The sequence below is a fragment of the Aeromonas sp. s9 genome, assembly GCF_040907765.1.
In the GTDB taxonomy this organism is placed as follows: domain Bacteria; phylum Pseudomonadota; class Gammaproteobacteria; order Enterobacterales; family Aeromonadaceae; genus Aeromonas; species Aeromonas caviae.
This window is the reverse complement of record NZ_JBFOCK010000104.1, coordinates 1-24,814: the sequence shown is the minus strand read 5'-3', so window position 1 is coordinate 24,814 and position 24,814 is coordinate 1. Positions and strand designations below refer to the sequence as shown.

The 24,814-nt window shown below is 62.7% G+C and carries 28 protein-coding genes; 12 read left to right on the top strand and 16 right to left on the bottom strand.

Going from position 1 to position 24,814, the window contains the following annotated elements:
• Nucleotides 1-2: 2 nt before the first annotated feature.
• Complete coding sequence (pspA, locus tag AB5Y54_RS20205; RefSeq protein WP_368154247.1) at nt 3-665, bottom strand: phage shock protein PspA; 663 nt, start codon at nt 663-665, stop codon at nt 3-5.
• A gap of 206 nt (nt 666-871) precedes the next feature.
• Complete coding sequence (locus AB5Y54_RS20200; RefSeq protein ID WP_039039739.1) at nt 872-1,600, bottom strand: 1-acylglycerol-3-phosphate O-acyltransferase; 729 nt, start codon at nt 1,598-1,600, stop codon at nt 872-874.
• 163 nt (nt 1,601-1,763) lie between these two features.
• On the opposite strand from AB5Y54_RS20200, the gene AB5Y54_RS20195 reads away from it, so the two are divergent.
• From AB5Y54_RS20195 to AB5Y54_RS20180, 4 genes are read left to right on the top strand one after another with little or no spacing between them, the layout of a single operon-like run.
• Complete coding sequence (locus tag AB5Y54_RS20195; RefSeq protein ID WP_368154246.1) at nt 1,764-2,144, top strand: hypothetical protein; 381 nt, start codon at nt 1,764-1,766, stop codon at nt 2,142-2,144.
• A 54-nt stretch (nt 2,145-2,198) separates the two neighbouring features.
• Entirely contained in the window at nt 2,199-4,241 is a 2,043-nt protein-coding gene (locus AB5Y54_RS20190; protein WP_368154245.1) for a protein-disulfide reductase DsbD family protein, read from the top strand.
• A gap of 10 nt (nt 4,242-4,251) precedes the next feature.
• The gene (locus tag AB5Y54_RS20185; RefSeq protein WP_368154244.1) at nt 4,252-4,992 is read left to right on the top strand and encodes a DsbA family protein; all 741 of its coding nucleotides are present in this window, start codon (nt 4,252-4,254) and stop codon (nt 4,990-4,992) included.
• A gap of 3 nt (nt 4,993-4,995) precedes the next feature.
• Nucleotides 4,996-5,520 (top strand): protein disulfide oxidoreductase, encoded by a 525-nt coding sequence (locus tag AB5Y54_RS20180; RefSeq protein ID WP_368154243.1) that lies wholly within the window; start codon nt 4,996-4,998, stop codon nt 5,518-5,520.
• 76 nt (nt 5,521-5,596) lie between these two features.
• Here AB5Y54_RS20180 and AB5Y54_RS20175 read toward each other — a convergent pair whose 3' ends face one another.
• Nucleotides 5,597-5,998, bottom strand: a complete 402-nt coding sequence (locus AB5Y54_RS20175) for an EF-hand domain-containing protein (protein WP_368154242.1) — start codon at nt 5,996-5,998, stop codon at nt 5,597-5,599.
• A 267-nt stretch (nt 5,999-6,265) separates the two neighbouring features.
• On the opposite strand from AB5Y54_RS20175, the gene AB5Y54_RS20170 reads away from it, so the two are divergent.
• From AB5Y54_RS20170 to AB5Y54_RS20155, 4 genes are read left to right on the top strand one after another with little or no spacing between them, the layout of a single operon-like run.
• Complete coding sequence (locus AB5Y54_RS20170; protein ID WP_024943298.1) at nt 6,266-6,550, top strand: DnaJ domain-containing protein; 285 nt, start codon at nt 6,266-6,268, stop codon at nt 6,548-6,550.
• 23 nt (nt 6,551-6,573) lie between these two features.
• Entirely contained in the window at nt 6,574-7,116 is a 543-nt protein-coding gene (locus tag AB5Y54_RS20165; RefSeq protein WP_368154241.1) for a hypothetical protein, read from the top strand.
• A 12-nt stretch (nt 7,117-7,128) separates the two neighbouring features.
• Complete coding sequence (locus AB5Y54_RS20160) at nt 7,129-7,896, top strand: hypothetical protein (RefSeq protein ID WP_368154240.1); 768 nt, start codon at nt 7,129-7,131, stop codon at nt 7,894-7,896.
• An 11-nt stretch (nt 7,897-7,907) separates the two neighbouring features.
• Complete coding sequence (locus AB5Y54_RS20155) at nt 7,908-8,810, top strand: hypothetical protein (RefSeq protein ID WP_368154239.1); 903 nt, start codon at nt 7,908-7,910, stop codon at nt 8,808-8,810.
• An 85-nt stretch (nt 8,811-8,895) separates the two neighbouring features.
• Here AB5Y54_RS20155 and AB5Y54_RS20150 read toward each other — a convergent pair whose 3' ends face one another.
• Nucleotides 8,896-9,219, bottom strand: coding sequence for a hypothetical protein (locus AB5Y54_RS20150; protein WP_045523112.1), 324 nt, complete (start codon nt 9,217-9,219; stop codon nt 8,896-8,898).
• 245 nt (nt 9,220-9,464) lie between these two features.
• Between AB5Y54_RS20150 and AB5Y54_RS20145 the strand changes: the two genes are divergently transcribed.
• Both AB5Y54_RS20145 and AB5Y54_RS20140 read left to right on the top strand, forming a co-directional pair.
• The gene (locus AB5Y54_RS20145) at nt 9,465-9,716 is read left to right on the top strand and encodes a hypothetical protein (protein ID WP_039039818.1); all 252 of its coding nucleotides are present in this window, start codon (nt 9,465-9,467) and stop codon (nt 9,714-9,716) included.
• 148 nt (nt 9,717-9,864) lie between these two features.
• Nucleotides 9,865-10,239, top strand: a complete 375-nt coding sequence (locus tag AB5Y54_RS20140; protein ID WP_368154238.1) for a hypothetical protein — start codon at nt 9,865-9,867, stop codon at nt 10,237-10,239.
• Between the two features lie 121 nt (nt 10,240-10,360).
• Here the strand turns inward: AB5Y54_RS20140 and AB5Y54_RS20135 are convergent, their stop codons facing one another.
• Entirely contained in the window at nt 10,361-10,573 is a 213-nt protein-coding gene (locus AB5Y54_RS20135; protein ID WP_368154237.1) for a hypothetical protein, read from the bottom strand.
• Between the two features lie 217 nt (nt 10,574-10,790).
• Here AB5Y54_RS20135 and AB5Y54_RS20130 point away from each other — a divergent pair, with 217 nt between their 5' ends.
• Nucleotides 10,791-11,693 (top strand): DUF4189 domain-containing protein, encoded by a 903-nt coding sequence (locus AB5Y54_RS20130; RefSeq protein ID WP_368154236.1) that lies wholly within the window; start codon nt 10,791-10,793, stop codon nt 11,691-11,693.
• A 79-nt stretch (nt 11,694-11,772) separates the two neighbouring features.
• Here the strand turns inward: AB5Y54_RS20130 and parC are convergent, their stop codons facing one another.
• The 11 genes from parC to nudF form a co-directional block, all read right to left on the bottom strand.
• Nucleotides 11,773-14,067: a DNA topoisomerase IV subunit A gene (parC, locus tag AB5Y54_RS20125; protein WP_368154235.1), complete on the bottom strand. Its 2,295-nt coding sequence runs from the start codon at nt 14,065-14,067 to the stop codon at nt 11,773-11,775.
• 83 nt (nt 14,068-14,150) lie between these two features.
• A complete protein-coding gene (parE, locus tag AB5Y54_RS20120; protein WP_368154234.1) occupies nt 14,151-16,061 on the bottom strand; it encodes a DNA topoisomerase IV subunit B in 1,911 nt (636 codons plus the stop codon).
• 113 nt (nt 16,062-16,174) lie between these two features.
• Complete coding sequence (locus tag AB5Y54_RS20115; protein WP_368154233.1) at nt 16,175-18,178, bottom strand: FUSC family protein; 2,004 nt, start codon at nt 18,176-18,178, stop codon at nt 16,175-16,177.
• 1 nt (nt 18,179) lies between these two features.
• A complete protein-coding gene (locus tag AB5Y54_RS20110) occupies nt 18,180-19,046 on the bottom strand; it encodes an HlyD family secretion protein (RefSeq protein WP_010672778.1) in 867 nt (288 codons plus the stop codon).
• Entirely contained in the window at nt 19,039-19,281 is a 243-nt protein-coding gene (locus AB5Y54_RS20105; RefSeq protein ID WP_039039819.1) for a DUF1656 domain-containing protein, read from the bottom strand. The genes AB5Y54_RS20110 and AB5Y54_RS20105 overlap by 8 nt, the downstream gene beginning before the upstream one ends.
• Nucleotides 19,282-19,452: 171 nt before the next feature.
• A complete protein-coding gene (locus AB5Y54_RS20100; protein ID WP_039039754.1) occupies nt 19,453-19,857 on the bottom strand; it encodes a GFA family protein in 405 nt (134 codons plus the stop codon).
• 36 nt (nt 19,858-19,893) lie between these two features.
• Nucleotides 19,894-20,517 (bottom strand): NUDIX hydrolase, encoded by a 624-nt coding sequence (locus AB5Y54_RS20095; protein WP_113069050.1) that lies wholly within the window; start codon nt 20,515-20,517, stop codon nt 19,894-19,896.
• A 2-nt stretch (nt 20,518-20,519) separates the two neighbouring features.
• On the bottom strand, nt 20,520-21,107 hold the full coding sequence (locus AB5Y54_RS20090; protein WP_041214383.1) for a YqiA/YcfP family alpha/beta fold hydrolase: 588 nt from the start codon (nt 21,105-21,107) through the stop codon (nt 20,520-20,522).
• Nucleotides 21,108-21,116: 9 nt separating this feature from the next.
• Entirely contained in the window at nt 21,117-21,935 is an 819-nt protein-coding gene (cpdA, locus tag AB5Y54_RS20085; protein WP_039039757.1) for a 3',5'-cyclic-AMP phosphodiesterase, read from the bottom strand.
• A gap of 27 nt (nt 21,936-21,962) precedes the next feature.
• The gene (locus tag AB5Y54_RS20080) at nt 21,963-22,409 is read right to left on the bottom strand and encodes a DUF1249 domain-containing protein (protein WP_039039758.1); all 447 of its coding nucleotides are present in this window, start codon (nt 22,407-22,409) and stop codon (nt 21,963-21,965) included.
• 99 nt (nt 22,410-22,508) lie between these two features.
• Entirely contained in the window at nt 22,509-23,150 is a 642-nt protein-coding gene (gene nudF / locus AB5Y54_RS20075; RefSeq protein WP_010672772.1) for an ADP-ribose diphosphatase, read from the bottom strand.
• 306 nt (nt 23,151-23,456) lie between these two features.
• Between nudF and tolC the strand changes: the two genes are divergently transcribed.
• A complete protein-coding gene (gene tolC / locus AB5Y54_RS20070) occupies nt 23,457-24,782 on the top strand; it encodes an outer membrane channel protein TolC (RefSeq protein WP_029313618.1) in 1,326 nt (441 codons plus the stop codon).
• The last annotated feature ends 32 nt before the right edge of the window (nt 24,783-24,814 follow it).

Genomic DNA, 24,814 nt, shown 5'->3' with positions numbered 1-24,814 from the left:
GGTTAGGCCTCCGCCTTGTGACCTTTCAGACGGGCCAGTTCCCGCTCAATCTCGTCGTTCAGCTCCAGCTCGCGGAACTGGGCCTCGAGGGACGGATTCTGTCCCAGGGTCGCCGCCTCCAGCTGGGCCTCCAGCTGATCGACCCGGTTCTGGAAGCCGTCGAAGCGGGCCACCAGCTCGTGCATGCGCTGGTTGTCCACCTGGGCACGGGCGCGGATGCGACTGTGGGCGGTCTGCTCGCGCAGGGTCAGCATCTTCTGCTTCTCCCGCGCCTCGGTCAGCTTGGCCGCCAGTCGCTCGCTGTCGGCGGTGAGCTGGGCCAGCACCTCGGCCACCCGCGCCTTGTCCTCTTCCAGCCGCTCGCACTGCTTCATCTCCGCCAGCTTCTCGGTGAGGGCGGCACGGGCCAGATCTTCGCGGCCCTTCTGGATGGCGAGTTCAGCCTTGGCTGCCCACTCCTGGATCTGGTTGCGCAGCGCCTGCTGATGGCGCTCCAGCTGTTTCTGTTCGGCGATGACGCGGGCGGCCTGGGTTCTCATCTCGACCTGGACCTGCTCCATCTCCTCGATCATCAGCCGCAGCATCTTCTCCGGCTCTTCGCTCTTGTCGAGCAGGCTGTGCAGGTTGGCATTGATCACGTCGGTCAGGCGGCTGAATACGCTCATGGTCTGGCTCCTTGTTGATGGGGTGTCACTCTCTTCCCATGACATTACAAGAGCCGTGCCAGAATATTTTTTCCTTTATTTACAATTAGATGAAAGTTAACGATGGATGTTCACCGGATACAGCGTGGTGAAAAAAACCAACAAGATGGTGATTTTCACCAATAAGAAAGGGAGCCAGCGGCTCCCTCTCTTCTCTGCAACCGGGCTCAGGCCGCCGGCCGATGGCCAAGCTTGCCATCCAGCTCCGCCAGCTTGGCTTCCATCTTCTCCCGGCAGGTGTCGGAGAGCTCGCGGATGCCGGCGGCGCCGTGCTCCTTGCTGCACACCGGGGCCATCACCTCCAGCAGCACCTCGCCGTTGTCCCAGCGGTTGAGATCGACCTGACCGAAGTAGCTGGAGCAGACGATGGGCACCACGGGCACCTCGGCCTGGACGGCAGTGTGGAAGGCCCCCGCCTTGAACGGCAGCAGACCACGCCCCTGGGAGCGGGTCCCCTCCGGGAACATCCAGATGGAGGTGCCGCGATGCTTGATGCGATCCACCACCTGGCCGATGGTGCCGATGGCGCGGGAGCGGTTGGAGCGGTCGATCAGCACGTTGCCGGAGAGCCAGAAGATGAGACCGAAGAAGGGGAGCCACAACAGGCTCTTCTTGCCCACCGCCACCACGCCGGGCTGCACGGCGCCGGTCACGGTGAAGATGTCGTAGTTGCTCTGGTGATTGCAGACATAGACCGCCGGCCCCACCGATTTGACCTCGTCGGCCACCGTCACCCGGACCTTGAGGCCGATCAGCGGGCAGACCGCATGATACATGCGGGCGAAGACATAGACGTTGTTCGGGTGGCGCGGGCGCACCAGACAAAGCAACAGGCCGAACAGGAACCAGAAGACGAGCAGCAGTGCCAGCAGCAGCACACGGGCAAGTTTGAGCATCGAACACCTCGGAATTTGACTCGGCGCAGTATACTGGTCCCCCTTTTAGCGAACAAGCGTTCGCCAGACAGAACCGACCAGCCCCGGACGCCACCGGCCACCCCGGCTTGCCCCACCCGCCATTGCCCGCTAGGATGTGGCCATCTTGATGAACGGGGCGAGCATGATTTTGCAACAACGCGCGGCGACACGACTCCTGCTGCTGGTCTGCCTGCTGGTGCTCAATTGCGCGGCCCAGCCGCTGGCCCGCCTCGCCCTGCTCGATCACGCCGTGAGTTGCCAGACCCTGCCCCAGTTCGCCTCAGCCGACGACCAGGCTGACAAGGGCACGCCCGCCAGTGTGCAGCCCAACAGCTGCCAGCTCAACGGCAAATGGCTGAGCGCCGCCAGTCTGCTGTGCGTGGAGCAACTCTTCTTCGCCATCGCCTTCGTGATTGCCCTGCTGGTGCCCCTGTCACGGCGCGCGCCGGCACTGCCTCCCCCCATCAATGTCTCGCCGCCGGAGCGGCGACTGTACCTCACCCTCTGCGTCTGGCGGGAATGAGTTCAGCCGCGCTTTTTCAGCCTGCTGTCACTCATTTTTTGCGAGACCCAACACATGTCGAATCTCTTCAAGGCGGCCCTGCTACTGGGCAGCCTGCTGTGGCAATCCAGCGGATTGGCCAGCGATACGGGGTGGCTCACCCGCCCCCAGAACAGTCACGCCAAGGTCAGGCTGCAAGCCGACCGCAGCGTCCCGGATCAAACCCGCATCCTGCTCGATGTCCAGCTGGCGTCAGGCTGGAAGACCTACTGGCACAGCCCGGGTGAAGGGGGCATTGCGCCCCAGATCCTGTGGGATGAGCCGGTCGGCGACTTCCAGTGGCACTGGCCCACGCCGCGCCCCTTCGAGGTGGCCGGGCTCAGCACCCAGGGCTATCAGGAGCAGGTACGCTTCCCCCTGAGCCTGGACTACCCGGCCGGGCAGCCGCTCAAGGGCACCTTGCGCCTCTCCACCTGCAGCAATGTCTGCATCCTGACCGACTACCCCTTCACCCTGGCGGCGGATGGGCAGGCGCCGGCCGGTTTCGACTTCGCCTGGGCCCGGGCCATGAGCACCCTGCCACAGACGCTGCCCGCCGACACCCGGGTCGAGCTCGGCTACCAGCACAACCTGCTGCAACTGCGGGCCGAGCGGGTCGAGGGGTGGCAGGAACCTGCGCTCTTCCTCGATGCGCTGGAGGGGGCCGAGTTCGGCAAGCCCGCGCTCGAGGTAAGCGGCAACACCCTGATTGCCCGGGTGCCGGTCAGCGATGGCTGGCAGGGGGATGCCCCAGACTTGCGCGGTCAATCCCTCGGCCTGCTGCTCACCAGCGGCGAGCAGGCCTGGCAGACCCGCGCCACCATCGCCGATCCCCTCGCCCTGCCGGCCCCGGAGCAGCCACTTCTCTGGCTGCTGGGGGCAGCACTGCTCGGCGGTCTCATCCTCAACCTGATGCCCTGCGTGCTGCCGGTGCTGGCTCTGAAACTCGGCACCGTGTTGCAGCAGCGGGAGCGCGAACAAGGAGGCGTGCGCAAGCAGTTCCTCGCCGCCAGCGCCGGGATAATCACCTCCTTCTGGGTGCTGGCGGCCATGAGCAGCCTGCTGCGCGCCACTCAAGGAGCCGTCGGCCGGGGGATCCAGTTCCAGAGCGCCGGTTTCATCGGCTTCATGGTGGCGGTGACCCTGCTGTTTTGCGCCAACCTGCTGGGCTTGTTCGAGATAAGGTTGCCCAGCAATCTCAGCACTCGCCTCGCCACCCGCAGCGGCAAGGGGCTCGGCGGTCACTTCCTGCAGGGGAGCTTCGCCACCCTGCTCGCGACCCCCTGCTCCGCCCCCTTCCTCGGCACCTCGGTGGCCTTTGCCCTGGCAGCGCCGCTCGGCCAGCTCTGGCTCATCTTCACGGCCCTCGGCCTTGGCATGAGCCTGCCCTGGCTGCTGGTGGCGGCCCTGCCGCGCCTCGCCCTCTGGCTGCCCAAACCGGGGCGCTGGATGGAGCGACTGCGCATCCTGCTCGGGCTGATGATGCTGGGCTCCAGCCTCTGGCTGGCGAGCCTGCTTGGCAACCATCTGGGCAGCACGACCACCGGCTGGCTGATGGCCGCCATGGTGCTGGGGCTGCTGATGGGCATCCTCTGGCGTTATGGCCTGCGCGGCTTCACGCTGGCCCTCTCCCTCTCGGCACTCATCGGCGGCGCCCTGCTGCTGGGGGGCGCCCTCACGGTGAAAGGGGGTGGCAGCGTCGATCGCATCGCCTGGCAGCCGCTCTCCGAACAGGCCATCGCCGACGCCCTGGCCCAGAACAAGCGGGTCTTCGTGGATGTCACCGCCGACTGGTGCGTCACCTGCAAGGCCAACAAATACAACGTGCTGCTGCGTGACGAGGTGCAGCGCGCCCTGTCGGCCCCGGACGTGTTAGCCCTTCGCGGCGACTGGAGCCGGCCGAGCGATGCCATCTCCGCCTTCCTGCGCCAGCGTGGCGCAGCCGCCGTTCCCTTCAACCAGATCTACGGGCCCGGTCTGCCGGAAGGAGAGGTCCTCTCTCCCCTGCTGGACAAGGCCGACTTGCTCGACAGCTTGCACAAGGCCGGCCTCGTTCAGGCCGATGCCACCCATTTCTAAGGAGAATGCCATGAGACTGCGAACCCTGACCCTCTGCACCGCCCTGGTCGCCGCCACCCTGGGCACCCCCACGCTGCACGCCGCCCCCTTCACCCCGGAGCAGGAGGCCCGCATCAAGGAGCTCATTCGCGAGACCCTGATCGCCAACCCCGGGATCCTCGACGAGGCAGCCGAATCCTGGGAGAAACAGAACGCCGCGACCCAGCAGGCCCAGATGGGTGACTTCATCAAGGGCAACCAGGATGTGCTGTTCAACAGCCCCACCAGCCCGCGCCTCGGCGCCAAGCATCCCAAACTGACCCTGGTGCTGTTCACCGACTACAACTGCCCCTACTGCAAGCAGTTCGACCCGGCAGTCGCCAAGCTGCTCGCGGCCTATCCGGACGATCTGGGGCTGGTGATCAAGCTGCTGCCGTTCAAGGGGCAGACCTCCGCCAAGGCAGCCCAGTACAGCCTGACCCTGTGGCAACAGGATCCTGCCCGCTTCCTCCCCCTGCACGACAAGCTGATGAGCAAGCAGGGGATGCTGACCGAGGCGGACATCAACAAGGCGCTGGCCGCCACCGACAACCTGACCCTCAAGCCCGCAGGCAAGGCCACTGAGGAGCTGCGCAACAGCCTGCGCATCGGCACCCTGCTCGGCGTGCAAGGCACCCCGGCGACCCTTATCGGCAACCAGCTGGTGCCGGGTGCCATTCCCTATGACGAGCTGGAGCAGCTGGTGAAAGCCGAGCTGGCCAAGCGGAGCTAAGCCATGGCCGAGGATGCAGGCATAAAGGCCCCCCGCTGGCGCCGCTGGGGCAAGGAGGCGCTCTGGCTGCTGCTGATGGCGCTCGTCATCACCACCCTGGTGGATCTGTGGCGCAGCCCCACCCTGCCGGCGGGGGCCATGGAGGCCCCCTTCACCCTGCAGGACGGCGCCACCACCACGCTGGCCGAGCAGAGCCGCGGCAAGCCCCTGCTGGTCTACTACTGGGCCAGCTGGTGCGGGGTGTGCCGCTTCACCACTCCCACGGTGGAGCAGCTCTGGCAGGAGGGTGAAAATGTGCTGACGGTGGCCCTGCGCTCCGGCAGCGATGAGCCGTTGCGCGCCGGGATGGCGAAGAAGGGGCTGACCTTCCCCACCCACAACGACGAGTCCGGGGATCTGGCCGCCCGCTGGCAGGTGGGGGTGACGCCAACCTTCCTCGTCATCAAGGATGGGGCTCTGGTGAGCAGCACCACCGGCTGGAGCAGCGCCTGGGGGCTCAGGTTGCGGCTGCTCTGGGCAAGCTGGTAGCCCCCTTCATGCCAGAGATGCAAAGAGCCCGGTATCGCTACCGGGCTCTTTTTCATCAGAGGGCTGACAACCCGCCCTATTGGGCGGCCTCCATCGCCCGCTTCTCCAGATTGGCCTTGATGTCGAGACGCTCAGACTCCCCGATCACCCCGTCACCGTTCTTGTCCAGGCGAGAGAAGAGCGCCTCCTGCCGCGCCATGAACTGGGCCCTGGTGGTCTCCCGCGACGGCTTGAGCTGGCTCATCCGCTCCGGGACCGGCTTGCCTGCCTGCTGCATCACGCCAGCCAGGTTGGCCTCTTTCTCGGCAACCGACAGCACGCCGTCACCGTTTTTGTCTTGCAGGGCAAAGCGCTGGGCGGCGCGCTCCATGAACTGGGCCCTGGTGACATCCCCCATCAGCGGCGAGACGGGCAATATGTCGCTGGCAGAGGCGGCACTGCCTGCCAGCGCGAGCACGAAAAACGCGGACTTGACCATGGCGATGACTCCTTGTGACGGCAGAATCCGGATGGTTCGGACAAGAGGGGGTCGGGCAACGCCGGGGCCTGCCGCCCCCCTCTGCCAGTGTAGCCCCGCCGCCATCTCGCACCGCCCGCTCTTTTCGTACAGAAAGACCGCACTTTCATGGCAGAGGCGCCGGCTTTCCGTTAAAATCTCCGGTTTTTGCCGAGCCTGGTTTGCCGACGTTGCGCCACCAGGTCGACACAGGATGAATTCCACCATGCCAGTGAGGCAGGATCCGTCATGAACAACTACTTCCGGGTGTTGGGCGTCAAGTCCAACGCCAGTGAAAACGACATCAAAAAAGCCTATCGACGGCTGTCGAACCAGTACCACCCCGACAAGCTGCACGGGGCGAGCGAAGAAGAGAAAGAGCAGGCAGCCGCCCGGCTGCACCAGGTAAAGCAGGCCTATGAAGTGCTGTCCGATCCGAAACAGCGGGCCGCCTTTATCAAGGATTTCAACAACGTCATCGTGACCGATCCCGCTGCTGCCATGCAGGAGATGTGGGACCAGTTCTACCCCTGAGCCACCAGGCAAGAAGAGCGACTATGCAAAAAAAATGGGACCAGGCACGGCTCAAGGCCCTGCAAAGCGATGCCAGCGAGAACATCGAATCCTACCGGGATCAGGATGACCCCAAGGGGCTCGAGCAGTTCACCGACCAGATGAAGGCCCTGCTGCTGGCTGACATGAGCATGCTGGAGTTCATGCCCGAATACCTGCCGCTTGCCCTCTATGGCCGGGTGCAGTTCCCGCCCAAGGCCAAGTCGCAGTGGAACAAGTGGCTCGCCAGCGGCGAGCAGCCCTCCTGGGACGAGTTCAAGGTGAGCGTCGGTTTCAACAACGCCATCCTGCCGCTGGTCAAGGCGGTGCGGGCCCAGAGCGAAGATCAGCTGATGGAAGCCTGCGCCGTGCTGTTCCTGCTGGACAACCCGCTGCCGCGCGGCAGCCACCGCGGTGATGAGGACTATGAGCTGCGGGACGAAGAAGAGGAAGACGGGGAAGATGCCGACGCCGACTACCATGGCGGCAGTGACCGCTATGGTGATGACGACGGCGATCAGGACATGTACGACGAAGTCCGTTTCTAATTGGGGCAAGGCATGAGCAACAGTCTGATAGAAATTACCGCCATCGAGATCAAAGAGCTGGCCGTCATCGAGCCGAAGCAGGCCAGCGAGAAGTTCGAGCTGATCGCCAAGACCATGTCTGACGACCAGCTCGCAGAAGTGATTGAAAACATTGATATCGTTACCCTGACCCAGATCAACGGCCAGCACGACATCTCCTTCCCCTCCATCATCTCCGAGCTGATGACCCCGGAGCGGATCCGCGACATCGTCTGCCAGCAGCCGCTCTACTGGGAAGAGGCGATCAAGAACAACGCCGACGAGCTGCAGCAGCACACCTTCGACTTCCTCAACTACCTGATCCGCACCCAGGATAGCGAAGCCAAGCAGCGGGAGATCCTGGAATGCGTGGCCGAGGATTCGGCTGGCCTCTTCTACCTCGCCATCCCCTTTATCGAGTTCTATCGCGGCGATCGCTATGAAGAGGACGAAGGCTATCGCGACGTGCTGCACGCCGAAGAGGAAGATCTCGAAGAGTCCCTGCGCTACAGCGAGCGCCAGCAGGCCGAAGACAGCCACGACTACGCGCTGGACGACCCGCGCAGCCTCTTGATGCTCATTCGCGAGCTGGCCCCCGAGGTGGAAAAATCCATCAAGTCGCTGCTGCGCAACGAGCACTCCACCTGGGACGGCATCATCAACAAGTTTGCCGCCGAGCTGGTGATGCAGGCCAAAGAGAAGAACAAGGTCGAGGAAGACGAGTACGGCGACGTCGACGACATGTTCAGCTTTCTGGATTAAGGAGCCCATTCATGCAGTTAGTCATTCGCGATGCCAACCAGGGCCCCTTTCTGACCCAGGTGCTGCGCTTTGGCCGCGACAACGAACTCTTGAGTCAGCAGCAGCTCGCCGCCATCAAGGGCAAGGCGGTGCTGATGAGCCTCAAATTCGCCGACAAGTACTACAACAAGTACAAGATGCACCTGCTGGAGCAGGCCGCCCACGACGTCATCGGCGTGGTAAGCCTCGGTCTGCAGGAGCTCTCGGCGCGGGATCCGGCCAAGGCGCTGGCGCTGTTGCAGGCGCCGGAAGGCCCCATCAAGCCGTTCCAGAAGGGCTGGTCGATGCTCATTACCGTCAGCCCCAAGCAGGCTGGCAACAGCCTCTACGGTGACGTGGATGCGCGGCTCTTGGACAAGATCTCGAGCCCGCCCGATGTGGAGGAGTGGCAAGGGTGGCAGGAGTACGAGAAGGCGCTGACCGAGCACAACAAGAGCCGCCTGATGGCGCTCATCGACCAGCACTTCTTCGCCTGCGAGAGCGACCACCCCACCATGGAGGACAAGCTGGCCGAGGCGCTGCTCTACCGCATCCTCTGCGGCAAGGGCAGTGGCGCCGCCCCCCTCAGGGTGAAGCAGGATCTCAAGCGCAAACTGGCGCGGGAGATTGAGCTCGACGAGGGCTGGTATGACACCGACTACCTCGCCGCCCAGCTCGCCCTGATGCTAAGCGCGCTGCCTGCCGACATGGCCGCCGCCCTGCGTCAGGAGCTGAGCCCCGGCTTTGTGCCCAACCTGCTCCATACCCTCGGCTTTGTGCGCCAGTACCAGCTGCTGCAAAAAGAGAATGCCTCGCCGGAGAAGCTCGACAACATGGAGATGCGCGCCGGGATCCGCCACCCCCTGCTCGGCTGGCCCCTCTACCACGACTTCTGATGACGGGCTTTCCCCTTCACCCTGTCCCAACGCCCGGCTTGCCGGGCGTTGTCATCTTTGCAGCTCGCAGATGGCGGCGCCGACCCTATCGGGCAATGGTCCACATGGCGCTTTGCATCCCGGTCTCCCGAAAATCGATCACCACGGGATAGTCGTTGCCACAGCCCGTCACCGTCCAGCGCTCCTGCCAATGGCGACTGCCCGGCTCCCCCTCGGGAAGTTGCAGCACCACGGGCACGAAGCGCTCCGGCGCGTCACACCCCTTGGTGGCCACCCAGGATGCGACCCCCACCATGGCATCCCGGATCAGCTGCTGATTGGCCAGGGTACCTTCCTGCACGGGTTCACTCGGGCTGGCCTCGGCCTGGCACACCAGGGGGAAAAGCAACAGCAGGGCACAGGGTCTCATCACACCTCCAGAGGGGTCAGTCAAAAAGTGGTTCGTTCGGGGCTTTCATCATGACCCGAAACGGCGCCAGACAGAAGAGGCCACCAGAGGGAAGCTGGCGCAGGATCCGGGGTGCGTTGGCTTGCAAGCAAGGCGGACTACCTCCTAAGCGTCATTGGCCCACATTTTGTCAGGGATATAATGACTCCCCCATACAAGCCGCCGGGGAACGAGCCGTGAGCAGAAAGCCGGACCGCATGACCGCCATGCAGCAGATCATCGACGCCGTGAAGGCGGAATTTCCGCTCTATCAACCGGATACCTTCAAATGCGGGCCGGACAACACCTGCATCGGCTGCCCCAAGAAGCTGATGGAGCTGGTGGATACGGACCTCTGCTACTGGCAATATCAGATCGATCGCGGCATCCCGCCCAGCTTCGACGAGCTCAACCGCTTCGGCAAGATGTGCAAAAATATCCGCCGGGCCCTGGTGCGCAATGGCCGCATTCCCGCCTGATGAGAAGCAATATGCTGTCTTCATCGGTTTTTTTTGATGGTTTTATCCACCAGAATGAATCACCACCTTATTTAATGGCTAGGTTCGCCTTATTCACCGCCTATCGTGCTGATGGCCGACGCAGTTTCATTGCCCCAAGGAGCACAATATGACTCAGGAAAGCATCCAGACCCGCTACACGCTGGATCCCGCCCTTGCCAGCGCCACCGAGCTGGAGCAAGCCATCTCCCGGGCCATCGGGGCCAACAAGCAGGACTTCTTCCCCCTGCTGGAGCGGCTGGTGGACGTGGGGGACAGCCGGGTCAAACTCAGTCAGAAAGATCCGCTGCGGGTGCTGGGAGTAGAACTCGACGAGGCTCGCACCGGCGGCACTGCCAGCCTCAGCTACGAATCCAACTTTTCCGAGAGCTGTCGCCTTATCGACGAATATGACCAGCACCAGACCAGCGTGGCCTTTCGCCTCGACGGGGATCAGCTGATATTCGACCTTGAGTTGCCCATTGCCTGGAACGTCGACAACTAGGGCCACTCCCCGCCTTCGCCCTGCCCATCACAAGAAAGGAGCCTTGCCGGCTCCTTTGTCACTGACTCACCGCATCGCCCGGCTCATCCCGCCCTCTGCGTCACTCCTCAGGTGAGGTAGTTCAGGTGAGGTAGTAACGCCACGACCGGACCGGCTCGGCGTAACCGACCCGGATACAGAAGGGCGCCAGCTCGTGATTGGCCTGCTCCAGACTGAGGGTCTGGTGGGCATCCTGCTCGCACCACTGCACGAACTCGCCGCTGTTGAAGCTGTAGTGATCCCCGTGAAAGACTCCGTGGGCCTCGATCAGTCCGATGGCTTTGTCGATCTCCATGATTGGCCTCCTGGCACTGTGCTGCTCCCTTCAAGCTTAGCGAGCGGGGAGGCGTAGGGTCGATTAGCGAAGCGTAATCGTCCACACCGTTGGCCCCGTGGTGATTGGAATAAAGGGAGATAAGAGGGTGGCAGCGGGACAGTGGAAGCCGGTTTTCGCGAACGTCTGATTATGCTGTGCTAATCAAACCTACGGCCCTCTATATACCTATAAAAAGATGGACACACTTGATTTTTCTAAAGATGATGAGTTTCATCATTACATTCACTACTATAAATTAACTTTCCATTTAATATTTTTACGCGATGCATATAAATTACGAGGAGGTTATATGTTTGGATCTCTGAAAGCTCTTGCTGGCATAAAGTTAGCGGAAAGTTTTATTGACAATTGTGTGAGGGATAAAGTTCCTTATCCAGAAGTCGGCTCTATTGTATACTGTGACCTTGCATTTGGGCATGCAGAGCACTCTGGGATATATGTCGGAGGAAACGAGATCATCCACTTAAATAAAAAAGGTTGGATTGAATATGTAACCCCGCAAGAATTTATATATGGAACTACGGCAATAAGTATCTATACATCATGTCGAAATGGCCGAGCAATCGGAGATAAATATGCTGCCGATAATGCGCGGCGATTCGAAAAGAATGTATCTGTAAAAAGCTACAATGTATTACTTGATAACTGCCACATGTTTTCATCCGCTTGTATTTCAGGAATAATGGATAATAGCGATTCGTTTTTATGGATGTTAAAACATACTGCAGAAAATGAATTGTTGGCCAATGAGTGGCGAGTTTGGGATACATTGCCAAAATACGGGGCATTAGCACACTCTAAGTCAACAGGAGAATTTCATTATTCTTGGGGTGCAGGTTCAACTGAACAGGCAAAGCGCTTGGCATTAAAAAATGCATCTGATGATTCAGAAATCATCTGTTGGACTGGTGGAAGCAAGTGGATTGCCGTTGCAGCAAATGAAATAAATTTTGGCTGGGATTATGATAAGTCTAAGAAAGAAGCTTGCGAAAAGGCTAGAAAAGCATGTGGCGATAATGATGCAAGAGTTATATTGTGTTACTCAACAGAAGATGGTTTCAATTATGAGCCATCATGAAGTGTTCGTTTTTCGACCAAAGCGGTAGTTACCAAAAAACCACCAAATATAAAGGGCGCTTTCGCGCCCTTTATATTTATTACCCTTCCTGATTTTCCCCGGCTACCGGCTCGGCGCCCGCGACGGTTTCAATCTCGATACGATCGACCCGCTGCAGACCGCGGGGCAGCTTGGCACCGCGGCGACCGCGCTCGCCGCGGTAGTAGTCGAGATCGGACGGCTTGAGGGTCAGCTTGCGCTTGCCGGCAAAGAGAGTCACCGACTGGCCTTGCGGGATAACGGCGGCCATCACCACAAACTCCTCCCGCGCCTTCACGCGCGCCGACGGGATGCTGATCAGCTTGTTGCCCTTGCCCTTGCCGAGCACCGGCAGGGTATTGAGCGGGAACAACAGCATGCGCCCCTCGTTGGAAATGGCCATGCAGAGATCGGTGTCCGGCGCGCCTATCCTCTGGGGCGCCATGACGATGCCCCCTTCCGGCACAGTGAGCAGCGCCTTGCCGTTCTTGTTCTTACCGATCAGGTCGTCGTATTTGCAGACGAAGCCGTAACCGGCGTCGCTCGCGATCAGGTACGGCTCGCCCTCGTTACCCATCACCAGATGGCGCACCTCTTCACCGGCCCCCAGCGCGAAGCGGCCGGTGAGCGGTTCGCCCTGACTGCGGGCGGACGGCAAGGTGTGGGCCTCCAGGGAATAGGTGCGCCCCAGGGTGGAGAGGAATACCGCCTGCTGGTTGCTGCGGCCATGGGCGTGGGCGAGGTAGTTGTCCCCCGCCTTGTAGGAGAGGCCCTCCACATCCACGTCGTGCCCCTTGGCGGCGCGCACCCAGCCCTTGTCGGAGAGGATCACGGTCACCGGCTCACTCGGGGTGAGCTCCTTCTCGGTCAGGGCCACGGCGGTGGCGCGCTCCACCAGCGGGGTGCGGCGATCGTCGCCGTACTTCTCGGCATCCGCCAGGATCTCTTTCTTGAGCAATGTGCTGAGACGGCGCTCGGAACCCAGGATCAGTTCCAGCTTGTCGCGCTCTTCCGCCAGTTCATTCTGCTCGGCACGCAGCTTGAACTCTTCGAGCTTGGCCAGGTGGCGCAGTTTGAGCTCGAGGATCGCCTCGGCCTGGGTCTCGCTGATATTGAAACGCTCCATCATCACCCGGCCCGGCTCCTCCTCGGTGCGGATGATCTCGATCACCTCGTCGATGTTGAGGTAGGCAATGAGCAAGCCTTCGAGGATGTGCAGGCGCGCCAGCACCTTGTCGAGGCGATACTGCAGGCGGCGGCGCACCGTCTCACGACGGAAACTCAGCCACTCGGTGAGGATGGTCTTGAGGTCTTTCACCTGGGGCCGGTTGTCCAGACCCAGGATGTTGAGGTTGACCCGGTAGTTCTTCTCCAAGTCAGTGGTGGCGAACAGGTGGGCCATCAGCCCCTCTACGTCCACCCGGTTGGAGCGCGGCACGATCACCAGACGGGTCGGGTTCTCGTGGTCCGATTCATCCCGCAGATCGGTCACCATGGGCAGCTTCTTGGCCACCATCTGGGCGGCAATCTGCTCCATGATCTTGGCGCCTGAAGCCTGATGAGGTAGCGCCGTGATGACGATGTCGCCATCTTCTTCACTCCAGACCGCCCGCTGTTTGATGGAGCCCTTGCCGGTTTCGTAGATTTTGCGGATGTCGCCCTGCGGCGTGATGATCTCGGCATTGGTCGGGTAATCCGGCCCCTGCACATGGGCCATCAGGGCATCCAGGCTGGCATTGGGGTTATCCAGCAGCTCCACGCAGGCGTGGGCCACTTCCCGCGCGTTGTGGGGCGGGATATCGGTCGCCATCCCCACCGCGATGCCGGTCACCCCGTTGAGCAGGATGTGGGGCAGGCGGGCGGGCAGCACCACGGGTTCTTTCATGGTGCCGTCGAAGTTCGGCGTCCACTCCACCGTGCCCTGGCCGAGCTCGGAGAGCAGCAGCTCGGAGAAGCGCGACAGCCGCGCCTCGGTGTAACGCATGGCGGCGAAGGATTTGGGATCGTCCGGTGCCCCCCAGTTGCCCTGACCGTCCACCAGCGGGTAGCGGTAGGAGAAGGGCTGGGCCATCAGCACCATGGCTTCGTAACAGGCGCTGTCGCCGTGGGGGTGGTACTTGCCCAGCACGTCACCCACGGTACGGGCGGACTTCTTGTGCTTGGACAGCGCCGACAGCCCCAGCTCGCTCATGGCGTAGATGATGCGCCGCTGCACGGGCTTGAGGCCGTCGCCGATATGCGGCAGGGCCCGATCCATGATGACGTACATGGAGTAGTTCAAGTAAGCCTGTTCGGTAAAGGTGCGCATTGGCTGGCGCTCTACCCCGTCCAGACTGAGCTCGATAGCATCACTCATGTGATTATCTCTTTCGGTTCGGGAGCCGCCACAGGGCGACTCCGGCTAAATGCTTGCTGGCCCTGTCCGGGCCAGCCGACGGCTTAGATGATGGCGAGGTTGCCCTTCTCTTCCAGCCATTCGCGGCGATCACCGGCGCGCTTCTTGGCCAGCAGCATGTCCATCAGTTGCAGGGTCTCGTCCCCATCTTCCCCTTCTGCCCCCCCTTCCGCGCCCATGGTGAGCTGCACCAGACGGCGGGTGTTGGGATCCATGGTGGTTTCCCGCAACTGCTTGGGGTTCATCTCACCCAGCCCCTTGAATCGGGTCACCATCACCTTGCCCTTCTTCTTCTCGGCTTCGACCCGTTGCAGCACGCCGTTCTTCTCGTCTTCGTCGAGGGCGTAGTAGACCTCCTTGCCGATATCGATCCGGTAGAGCGGCGGCATGGCTACATAGACGTGGCCCTTCTCCACCAGCGCGCGGAAGTGCTTCACGAACAGGGCGCAGAGCAGGGTGGCGATGTGCAAACCGTCCGAGTCCGCATCCGCCAGGATGCACACCTTGCCGTAGCGCAGGCCACTGAGGTCGTTGGAGTCGGGGTCGAGCCCGATGGCGACCGAGATGTCGTGCACCTCCTGGGAGGCGAGCACCTGACCGGCCTCCACCTCCCAGGTGTTCAGGATCTTGCCGCGCAGGGGCATGATGGCCTGAAACTCCCGATCCCGCGCCTGCTTGGCACTGCCCCCCGCGGAGTCACCCTCTACCAGGAAGAGCTCCCCCTGCATGGGGTCGGCGCAGCCGCAATCGGTGAGCTTGCCGGGCAGCGCCGGGCCCTGGGTTATCTTCTTGCGCACCACCGTCTTGGCGGCGCGCATCCGGCGCTGGGCGCTGGAGATGCAGAGCTCCGCCAGCTGTTCGGCCAGCTCGGTGTTGCTGTTCAGATACAGGCTAAAGGCATCCTTCACCACGCCGGAGACGAAGGCCGAGCTCTGGCGGGAGGAGAGCCGCTCCTTGGTCTGGCCGGCGAACTGTGGATCCTGCATCTTGATGGAGAGGATGTAGGCACAGCGATCCCAGATATCCTCCGGGGTCAGCTTGACCCCGCGCGGCAAAAGGTTGCGGAACTCGCAGAACTCGCGCATGGCGTCGAGCAGGCCCTGACGCAGGCCGTTGACGTGGGTGCCACCGAGCGCCGTGGGAATGAGGTTCACATAGGATTCGGCGAGGCACTCGCCCCCTTCCGGCAACCAGCACAGGGCCCAGTCCACCGCCGACTGCTCGGAGCTGAAAGAGCCGACGAAGGGCTGCTCCGGCAGGCAGGTGAATTGCTTGACCGCGTCGATGAGGTAATCCTTGAGGCCGTCTTCGTAGCACCACTCCAGCTTGATGCCGGTGTTCTTGTCGAGGAACTTGATGGTGAGGCCGGGACAGAGCACGGCCTTGGCCTTGAGCAGGTGCTCGAGTTTCGAGACCGAGAAGCGGGGCGAGTCGAAATAGCTCGGCTGGGGCCAGAAGCGCACCCGGGTGCCGGTGTTGCGACGCCCGCAGGTGCCTGTGATGGTCAGATCAGACACCTTCTCGCCCCGCTCGAAGGCGATGTCATAGACCTGTCCGTCCCGGCGCACTGTCACCTCGACCCTATCGGAGAGGGCGTTCACCACCGAGATCCCCACCCCGTGCAGACCGCCGGAGAACTGGTAGTTCTTGTTGGAGAACTTGCCGCCCGCATGCAGCTTGCAGAGGATCAGCTCCACGCCGGAGACCCCTTCCTCCGGGTGGATGTCCACCGGCATGCCGCGACCGTCGTCGATCACCTCGAGGGACTGATCCTCGTGCAGGATCACCTCCAGATTGCGGGCGTGACCCGCCAGCGCCTCATCGACGCTGTTGTCGATGACCTCCTGGCCGAGGTGATTGGGCCGGGTGGTGTCGGTGTACATGCCGGGGCGGCGACGCACCGGTTCAAGGCCATTGAGGACCTCAATGGCATCCGCATTGTATTGAGTGGACATGGAGGGCCTTGCGAATTGACGTTTGGGGGGAATCTTACTCGCTGGGAGGGCCTGGGACAAATGGGGCGCTCGCAAAGGGTGATCCAGAGGGGCTCCGGCCTCCCCGCCCGGGATCAGGCGGGTTCCCCGGGCAGGGCCTGCACAAGCTGGGAGAGGGAGCAGTGGAGTCGCCACACCAGCCCCGCCAGAGCCCGGGCCGCCGGGTCTGCATGTTCCCCCAGCCCCTGGCTGATGCGGTCCAGCTCCGCCAGGGTGCGCCCCAGGGTCTCGTGCTGCACGCCCCCTTCGGTCAGAATGCCTTTCAGGCAGCGCAGACAGCCGTCCCGCACCAGATAGAGGGCCGGATCCCGGCTGCGCCAGAACCTGAGCTGCCAGACGATATGGCTGCAATTGAGCAGCACCACGCCCCAGCGCAGTACCCAGAGCCGGGCCCCCTGATCCTGACTCTGGCTGAGCTGGCTCACCGCGTGATAGACCCGGGATTCAAACTCCCCCTCGCTCTGATGCGGGGCCGGGGCCAGCTGTTCCACGAAATCCCGCCGCAGACGGTGCATCAGGCGGCGGCTCTTGCGCCGATCCGAGCTGGGCCTCAGGAGCTGGAACGCCAGCCCTGCACTCATCACCCCCAGTGCCTGGGCAAGGCTGCTGTTGACGAAGGCGAGGTAGTCGTAGCTCGGCGGATTGGTGATGGCGAGGAAGGAGCCGAGCAGCACGATGAGCTGGCCCCAGAGCGCCGCCCCCTGGGGTCGCTGCAATTTCAGCAGTTGCAGGGTGATGAGAGCGGGGAACAGCAGGGCGCAGAAGATCCAGAAGTCGTCGATGCGGATCATCAGCCCGAACTTGACCCCGAAGCAGATAAAGCTGAGCAGCACAATGGCCTTGAGCATGGTCTGGGCCCCCTTGGCCGGGGCCGGGGTGGCGGAATAGAGCACGCAGCAGATGGCGAGCAGGGTCAGGGCCGCGGCGCCCGCATCCCACTGGGTGTGGATCCAGAAGGTGCAGCCCAGCATCACGCAGAGGAAGGTACGCCCCCCGTTGTAGGCCGCCTCCAGGCCGTCGGTGTGGCTGGTCAGAGAGCTGTGGCGCGGCGGCGCCGGCCACTCCTGGCCATCGTGGCGGGCCAGCCTTTCCAGCCAGCGCTGACACTCCAGGTAGCTCCAGCAGAAGTGGCGCAGCCGCAGCCAGAAGGCCTGACAGCGATAATCGTCCCCCGAACGGGCCACGAAGGGCGCCATCAGGCGGGCGATGCGCAGCTTGTCGCAGCCCCCCTGTCCCAGCTCCCGCAGCACGGCGGCCAGCATGGGGGCCGGGTCGACTGCGTCCTCTGGCCAATGTTGCAGCATGCGGCGCAGCCCCGAGATGAGGCTGACCATCCTCAGCTGGCGATGGAGCAGATAGTTCAGCAACTGGTTGTGGCGGCGCAGGCGGTGGTGGCTCCAGACTGCCTGGATGCGCAGCACGTTCAGGGTGAGGATCTGACCGATCACCCCCTCGTGGGCGGTGCGCACATCGGCGCCCGTCTCCCCGAGCCAGAGCAGTTGGGCATGTTCCAGCAGCCGGGTCTGGCTCTTGCCAAGGGAGTCCAGCAGAGTCTCGCCATCGGAGACACTCGGCAGGATCATCATCATCAGGCCGCCGCAGAGGATGCCGACGATCACCTCGCTCACCCGGGCCTGGGCGATGTCGAAGATATGTTGCAGGTCGGTCAGGTTGACGCAGGAGAAGGCGATGATGGCGGCGGTATAGCCCGCCAGGGCGAAACCGTAGGAGACGTTGTTCTGATGGTGGTTGGATATGTAGGTGCACCCCCCCAGCCAGAGGGCGATAAGCAGGCTGAAGAGCCAGGGATCACCGATGCCAAGGCCGGTGATCATCACCGCCGCCATGGCGCCGATGAGGCTGCCCACCACCCGCCCCAGGCTCTTGCTGATGACGCCCCCCACGGTGGGAAAGCTCACCACGGCGGCGGAGGTCATGGCCCAGTAGGGAGAGTCGAGTTGCAGCACGAACGCCAGCCAGAGCGACAGGCACATGGCCAGAGCATTGCGCAGGGCGTAGCGCCACTGTCCGCCGTTGGCCTTGCCCCAGGGGGTCTGGCGCCAGAGCGAGGGGATCACTCTAGTCCCCTATGGTGATGGTACAGGTCGTGCCCGCGATCAAGACCAGATCCGGGGGAATCGCCAGCAGCCTGATCCGCACCGGCACCCGCTGGGCCAGGCGCACCCAGGGCACGTTCGGCTTGACGTCGAGCAGCAGCCCCTCGCTGCCTTCCAGGCTCTGATCGTGAATGGCGCGCCCTATGCTTTCCACCTCCCCCCTGAGTACCCGATCCCCGCTGTAGAGCACCACCTCGGCCGGTTTGCCGGGGGCGATGTGCCTGAGCTTGGTCTCTTCGAAATAGCCCTGCACATAGAAGGAGTGGGTGTCTATCAGGGCCACCAGGGGCACCCCGGCGGTGGCGTAGTTGCCGACCCTGGCCTGCAGGTTGGTGATGTAGCCGTCGCTCGCAGCATGGACCTCGGTCCGGGCAAGGGACCATCTGGCCTGCTCCAGATTGGCTTGGGCCACCTCATAGGCCGCCTTCATCGCCTGGGCATTGAGCCTGGATTCATCCACCGCCTCGGCGGAGATGACGGTGCGGGAGAGGCTCTGGCGACGGTTCGCCTCGTGCTCCGCCTTGTCGAGATCCGACCTGGCCTTGGCCAGGGCCGCGCTGGCGTTGTCCAGCGCGATGCGATAGGGCTCGGGATCCAGGGTGAAGAGCAGTTCCCCCGCCTTCACCAGCTGGTTGTCCTTGACCCCTATCCTGACGATCTTGCCCGACACCTGGGGCGTGATGCTGACCAGCTCGGCCCTCACCTTGCCATCCCGGGTCCAGGGACCCTGCATGTAGTCGTTCCACAGCCACCAGAGCGACACCAGCGCCAGGGCAAAGACCAGCAGGGTGGAGAAGTATTTGAGGGTCGCAAGGGGTGATTTAGCCATGTAGCAATATCCATAGGGCGCCGCTGACGGCGAGGATGAAGAGGGAGAGATCCATCAGCAGGGGGTGCCAAACCTCGCCGCCGTAGAGCCAGTCCCGCAGCAGATGGTGCAGCGGCAGCCAGCCCAGCAGGCCGAGCAGCACGGCCTTGAACAGGGGCGGAAAGTAGAGAGAGGCCCCGAGGATCAGATCCGGCAGCGCTGAAGCAGTCGTCACGGGTGTGCCCCCTGTTGGCAGAGATGGAATGAAGAGAGAGGCCGGGGTCCGCCGGGAGACGGACAGGGCAAGGTTAACACAGCCATTGCGGGGGCTACACAGGCAGATGACCCCCTGAGGTGTCGTCACGGGAGTGGCACGGCAACACCTCGCCCGTCCTCCCCGCCACCCGTCGGGGCAGTCACCTCGCGTTCAATCGGCCACGGTATCTGCCGGGTGATGCACCCCGTCGCGGGTCGGCACCTCTCCCAGATCGAACGGGTTGACCCCCTCCAGACAGGCGAGGTTGTAGCCATATTCCGCCGGATTGGATCGGCGCTGGTGATGGGTGTAGATGCCGCAGACGCTGCAGAAGTAGTGTTTCGCGGTGCGGGTGTTGAACTGGTAGCAGCGAAGCGCCGCCTCCCCTTGCAGGATGCGGATGCCGGAGAGCGGCACCGAGGCGACGATGGCCCCTCGCCGCCGACAGAAGGAGCAGTCGCAGCGGCGCGGATCCACCACGCCATCCGGCAGGGTCAGCTCCAGCACCACGGCGCCGCAGTGGCAGCTTGCCTTGTGTTTCTTCTGGATGGGGGTATTGCCGATGCGTGTGATCATGCTGCCTCCTTGCCGCAGTGTCAGGCTGCGAACCGGTTAATCGAACAGGGTATCCCCCCGCCCCTGCGACAGATGGTCATGCAGGGTGCGCAACTGGGACGCAACCACCCGGTGGCGGGAGAGTTCGGGCAAGGCGTCGATGGGGAAGTACCCCGCCCCTTTGGTTTCATCGGTGTCGGTAAGCAGAGCGCCGCCCGTCACCTCGCACAGGAAGAAGGCCTTGTGGGCATGGGGCAGCTGCGGGGGATGGGGATGCTTGAGCTTGTCGAACAACGCCAGCAGCTGCACCGCCCGACAGACGAGGCCGGTCTCCTCCACCACTTCGCGCACCACGGCGTCCGCAGGCGAATCGCCGATGTCGCACCAGCCCCCCGGCAGAGTCCAGCAACCGTCACTGCGCTCCTGCACCAGCAGGACATGGCCCGCGTCGTTCTGAATGAAGGCCCGCACATCGAGCTTGGGGGTGGGATAGCCGCTGTCGAGGGCAATCCAGTCGCCGATGGCGTCGGGGGCCAGCTCGCTCTGGCTGGCGATGAGCGTCACCGTGGCCGCTCGCAGCGCCTCGAAGCGGGCGATGTCGAAGGGATCGCGGGAATAGGTGAGCCCCGCCTGGGCCGTGGCCAGCACCTGTTCGAGGAAGGCGGCCAACGGCGGCTGCACGGCTAGAGCCCGAGGAAACGGACGATTTGGGCGGGGTAGCGCTCGAAGCCTGTGAAGGCGTGATCGCCGCCGCACTCCAGGGAGAGACGGGCAAAGCGGTATTCGTCCAGCGCCTTGCGATAGTCGAGCACCTCGTCCTCCTGCTGTTGCAGCACCCAGAGCCGCTCGGGAGCAGTCACCGGCACCGCCAGCGCTCTCAGCTCGTCCATGTGTCCGGGCAACAGTTCATAGCGTTCGCCGCTGTAGGGGTTGGTCTGGGGGCCGAGGTAGTCGCAGAGCAGCTCGTGGGGGCGCACCGCCGGGTTGATGAGGGCGGCGCGGCAACCGTATCGCTCGCTGACCCGGGTCGCCATAAAGCCACCGAGGGAGCTGCCCACGGCGCCCAGTCGCAGGGCGCTGCCGTGGCGGGCCTTCAGGTCGGCGATGGCCTGCTCGATGGCAGCCCAGGCGGCCGCCGGGGTGTTGGGCTGGGCCGGGATCACCACCTCGATATCGGGCCTGTTCTCTGCCACCCAGGCCGCCATCTGCTGCGCCTTGGCCGAGCCGGGGGATGAATTGAAACCGTGCAGATAGAGCAGGACGGGCTTCATGGCAACGCCTCAGTAACCGGTGGCATTGGGGTCGGGCACGAACTGCCCCAGCGGCAGGCGCCACACCTGGCTCGCCACCCGGCCATCCGGGTGCAGGGTGAGATAGCGCCAGCCCGGGCCGGATTCGTCCAGTGCGAAACCGTCGGAGAGCGGCTTGAACTGGATGCAGGTAGAGGGGCTGGCGATGAGCCGCACTCCGTGGTGCACCTCGTCAAACTCCTGATGGACGTGGCCGAACAGGATGGTCTTCTGCTGCGGGTGGCGGGCCAGCACGGCGAACAGGTCGTCGGCATTCTTGAGGTTGTGCTGATCCAGCCAGGCGCAGCCCACCGGCACCGCCTGATGGTGCAGGGCGATGAGGGCATGGCGCTCGGGATGCTGGCGCAGGGCCTGATCCAGGGCCGCCAGCTGGTGATCCCCCAGCACCCCGTGGGGTTTGCCGCGCACCTGGGTATCCAGCAGGATCACCTGCCAGTGATCCCCCACCAGTTGCTTGGCCTCGCTGATGCCGGCCGCATGGAGGTATTCGGTCATCAGGGGGCCGTCGTCGTGGTTGCCGGGCAACCAGTAGATGGGGCGAGCCAGGGGCGCCATCATGGAGGCGAAGCGCTGGTAGGACTCCGGGCTGTGATCCTGGGAAAGATCCCCGGTGGCGAGGATGAGATCGAACGGGTGCTCGTTGGCCTGCACCCGCTCCAGCACGGCGGCCAGACTCTGCGCCGTGGGCACGGCCAGCAGCCGCCCCTCGGCACTGGCGAAGAGATGGGTATCGGTAATCTGTAACAGGCGCACACTGCCGTCCGGCGCCTGAGGTAGCTCTGTTTCCAAAATCACGCTTCTTTTTTATGGGTTCGACTAGAGGATGTTAATCAGGCTGGTGCCGTGTTTGAGACAAAATCTCAACCAATCGGCCAAGAATAGATTTACCTGCTCCTTTTCATCCCTGTGATGCATTTTTTGATTGGGATAATCATAACGTGGTTGCAACATTGAAATCTGTTGCGCCGCACACACTTCCGCCATTCGCACATCATGATACAAACGAATCTCTATCCGGGCTTGCAAGTAGCTCGGCAATTCGGGGTTGTGCTGGGCCAGGATCACCTGGCTGGTGAAGCGGCTCTCCTCGGTCACCGTGAGCTGGAACTGCAGGCCGTTGCCGACCTGATAGCGGCGCTCGGCACCCACGCTGCCACCGGGCGGCAACAGTTTCATCAGCGCCATGTAATTGACCTCGCAGGTACGCTGCAAGGACATCAAATCAGGCACATAGCGCTTCATCGGGCTCTGGACTAATGACATGTCGCGGCTCCCTCAATCAGGGTCCATGAAGGCTGGACCCACTGCACAGTGTTCCAGTCGGACACAGGGCACCTGACCCGGGTCTGAACGAGCGCCACCTCAGCGCCCCGCCAGCCAGCGTGCCCGCAGCTCGCCGTGATTCAGGGCCAGCCACTGCAGGGCGATGACGGAGGCGGCATTGTCGATGCGCCCCTCTTTGAGCCAGGCATAGGCCTGCTCGCGGCTCACCACGTGGACCCGGATGTCTTCCCCCTCTTCCGCCAGACCGTGGATCCCCTTGGCCTGACTGGCATCCACCTCGCCCACGAACACCTCGATGCGCTCGGTGCTGCCACCCGGGCTCACCAGATAGCTGATGGCGTGTTCGCAGCGTCCCACCTCGATCCCTGCCTCTTCCACCGCCTCGCGCCGCACCACTGCCTCGGCGGTCTCCCCTTCATCGATGATGCCGGCCACCAGCTCCAGCAGCCAGGGGGTGGCGCTGGTCTCCATGGCGCCGATGCGAAACTGCTCCACCAGCACGATCTCGTCCCGCACCGGATCATAAGGCAGCAGGGCGGCGGCATGGCCACGTTCGAACAGTTCCCGGACGATGGGGGCGTTCCAGCCACCGGCAAACAGCCTGTGTTGCAGGCGGTAGACATTCACCTTGAAGAAGCCATTATATCCAGCTGATTTTTCAATGATTTTCACATCATCGCTGGAGTAGTGGCAGGTTTGAGGCAAGGCTTGCTGTGACATTCGAGACTCCTGCCAGCTTGACTTGGCTTGGTTTGACCATAATATTCGGGGGCATGAATGAACATTCATTCACTCGCTCTCGCCGACGATGAGGGAAGGATTTTAGCAGCCACAGGGCATTTGGCTAGGCGCGTTGCCGAGAAAACTCGCCCCGGACCTTGACGTTTCCGCAGCTGGAAAAGAGACAGTTCGCAATGAAATCTGCTTATAGTAGAGTGGTTAAGCTGAAATCAAGCTTGGTCGGTGACAATCCCCCCTTCATCCAGCGGACAGCTTTGGGTTGATACAAAAGGTTAAAACTATCATATGAAAAGAACACTCTTGTCAGTCATGGTGATGCTGGGTGTGAGCGGCGCCGCTCATGCCGAAAACCTGCTCGATATTTACCAACAGGCCCAGATCAAGGACACCCAGCTGCTGGAATCCAAGGCCAAGCGGGACCAGGCCTTCGAGAAGATCAACGAATCCCGTGCAGCCCTGCTGCCCCAGATCAACCTGGGCGCCGGCCTGAACTACCTGCAAAACAAGAACGACACCATGACCAACACGGGCGCTACCGGCTCCGTGACCCTGGATCAATCCATCTACCGTCGCAGCAACTGGGTCAACCTGGATCTGACCGAGAAGAGCGCCACCCAGTCCGACGTGGCCTACAACCTCGAGTACCAGAACCTGATGCTGCGTACCGCCCAGGCCTACTTCGACGTGCTCAAGGCCATGGATACCCTGGAATTCGTGCGTGCCAACAAGACCGCGGTCGAGCGTCAGCTTGAACAGACCCAGCAGCGCTTCGAAGTGGGCCTGACCGCCATCACCGACGTGCACGAGGCCGAGGCCGAGCGCGATCAGGCGCTGGCGGACGAGATCAATGCCGAGAACACCCTGGACAACAGCTACGAGAGCCTGCGCGAGCTGACCGGTATCGACCACCGTCAACTGGACGTGCTCAACACCGATCGCTTCAGCCCGCAGAAGACCGCGTTCAACTCCGACAAGTGGCTGGAACTGGCCCTGGACAAGAACCTGGAGCTGCACAGCGCCCGCATCGGCAAGGACATCGCCAAGGAGCAGATCGATCTGGCCAAGACCGGTCATGAACCGACCCTGGATCTGGGCGCCGGCCTGAACGCCGGTTACAACGATTACAAGGACGAGATCCGCAACCCCGAGAGCAACAGCAATCAGGGCAACATCGGCCTGAACTTCAAGCTGCCCATCTACACCGGCGGGGCCACCACCTCCCAGGTCAAGCAGGCACAGTTCAACTACGTGGCCGCCAGCGAACAGCTCGAACGCAGCTTCCGCTCGGTACAGAGCACGGTCCGCTCTTCCTACAACAACGTGAACGCCAGCATCGGCTCGGTCCGCGCCTACAGCCAGTCCGTCATCTCCGCCGACAGCGCCCTGAAGGCGACCGAGGCCGGTTACGAGGTGGGCACCCGCACCATCGTCGACGTGCTGGACTCCACCCGCAAGCTGTATCAGGCCAAGCAGAAGCTCTCCGAGGCCCGCTACAACTACATCCTCAGCATCCTCTCCCTCAAGCAGGCCGCCGGCATCCTGGAGCAGAAGGATCTGGAAGAGGTGAACCAGGGTCTGATGCCCGCCGCCCAGGTCACCAAGAAGTCCTGAGCCAGGCGCACACCATGAGAAAAGGCGACCCA

Excerpts from the sequence above, each read along its gene's own strand:
- AB5Y54_RS20180 (WP_368154243.1), top strand. The coding sequence starts at position 4,996 with ATGGCCGAGGATGCAGGCATAAAGGCCCCCCGCTGGCGCCGCTGGGGC.
- AB5Y54_RS20090 (WP_041214383.1), bottom strand. The coding sequence starts at position 21,107 with ATGAAGCCCGTCCTGCTCTATCTGCACGGTTTCAATTCATCCCCCGGC.
- AB5Y54_RS20135 (WP_368154237.1), bottom strand. The coding sequence starts at position 10,573 with ATGGAGATCGACAAAGCCATCGGACTGATCGAGGCCCACGGAGTCTTT.
- AB5Y54_RS20165 (WP_368154241.1), top strand. The coding sequence starts at position 6,574 with ATGCAAAAAAAATGGGACCAGGCACGGCTCAAGGCCCTGCAAAGCGAT.
- AB5Y54_RS20150 (WP_045523112.1), bottom strand. The coding sequence starts at position 9,219 with ATGAGACCCTGTGCCCTGCTGTTGCTTTTCCCCCTGGTGTGCCAGGCC.
- pspA (WP_368154247.1), bottom strand. The coding sequence starts at position 665 with ATGAGCGTATTCAGCCGCCTGACCGACGTGATCAATGCCAACCTGCAC.
- AB5Y54_RS20140 (WP_368154238.1), top strand. The coding sequence starts at position 9,865 with ATGACTCAGGAAAGCATCCAGACCCGCTACACGCTGGATCCCGCCCTT.
- AB5Y54_RS20170 (WP_024943298.1), top strand. The coding sequence starts at position 6,266 with ATGAACAACTACTTCCGGGTGTTGGGCGTCAAGTCCAACGCCAGTGAA.
- tolC (WP_029313618.1), top strand. The coding sequence starts at position 23,457 with ATGAAAAGAACACTCTTGTCAGTCATGGTGATGCTGGGTGTGAGCGGC.
- AB5Y54_RS20175 (WP_368154242.1), bottom strand. The coding sequence starts at position 5,998 with ATGGTCAAGTCCGCGTTTTTCGTGCTCGCGCTGGCAGGCAGTGCCGCC.
- AB5Y54_RS20200 (WP_039039739.1), bottom strand. The coding sequence starts at position 1,600 with ATGCTCAAACTTGCCCGTGTGCTGCTGCTGGCACTGCTGCTCGTCTTC.
- AB5Y54_RS20080 (WP_039039758.1), bottom strand. The coding sequence starts at position 22,409 with ATGTCATTAGTCCAGAGCCCGATGAAGCGCTATGTGCCTGATTTGATG.
- AB5Y54_RS20100 (WP_039039754.1), bottom strand. The coding sequence starts at position 19,857 with ATGATCACACGCATCGGCAATACCCCCATCCAGAAGAAACACAAGGCA.
- AB5Y54_RS20155 (WP_368154239.1), top strand. The coding sequence starts at position 7,908 with ATGCAGTTAGTCATTCGCGATGCCAACCAGGGCCCCTTTCTGACCCAG.
- parE (WP_368154234.1), bottom strand. The coding sequence starts at position 16,061 with ATGTCCACTCAATACAATGCGGATGCCATTGAGGTCCTCAATGGCCTT.
- AB5Y54_RS20160 (WP_368154240.1), top strand. The coding sequence starts at position 7,129 with ATGAGCAACAGTCTGATAGAAATTACCGCCATCGAGATCAAAGAGCTG.
- parC (WP_368154235.1), bottom strand. The coding sequence starts at position 14,067 with ATGAGTGATGCTATCGAGCTCAGTCTGGACGGGGTAGAGCGCCAGCCA.
- AB5Y54_RS20195 (WP_368154246.1), top strand. The coding sequence starts at position 1,764 with ATGATTTTGCAACAACGCGCGGCGACACGACTCCTGCTGCTGGTCTGC.
- AB5Y54_RS20190 (WP_368154245.1), top strand. The coding sequence starts at position 2,199 with ATGTCGAATCTCTTCAAGGCGGCCCTGCTACTGGGCAGCCTGCTGTGG.
- AB5Y54_RS20145 (WP_039039818.1), top strand. The coding sequence starts at position 9,465 with ATGCAGCAGATCATCGACGCCGTGAAGGCGGAATTTCCGCTCTATCAA.
- AB5Y54_RS20185 (WP_368154244.1), top strand. The coding sequence starts at position 4,252 with ATGAGACTGCGAACCCTGACCCTCTGCACCGCCCTGGTCGCCGCCACC.
- AB5Y54_RS20110 (WP_010672778.1), bottom strand. The coding sequence starts at position 19,046 with ATGGCTAAATCACCCCTTGCGACCCTCAAATACTTCTCCACCCTGCTG.
- nudF (WP_010672772.1), bottom strand. The coding sequence starts at position 23,150 with ATGTCACAGCAAGCCTTGCCTCAAACCTGCCACTACTCCAGCGATGAT.
- AB5Y54_RS20130 (WP_368154236.1), top strand. The coding sequence starts at position 10,791 with ATGGACACACTTGATTTTTCTAAAGATGATGAGTTTCATCATTACATT.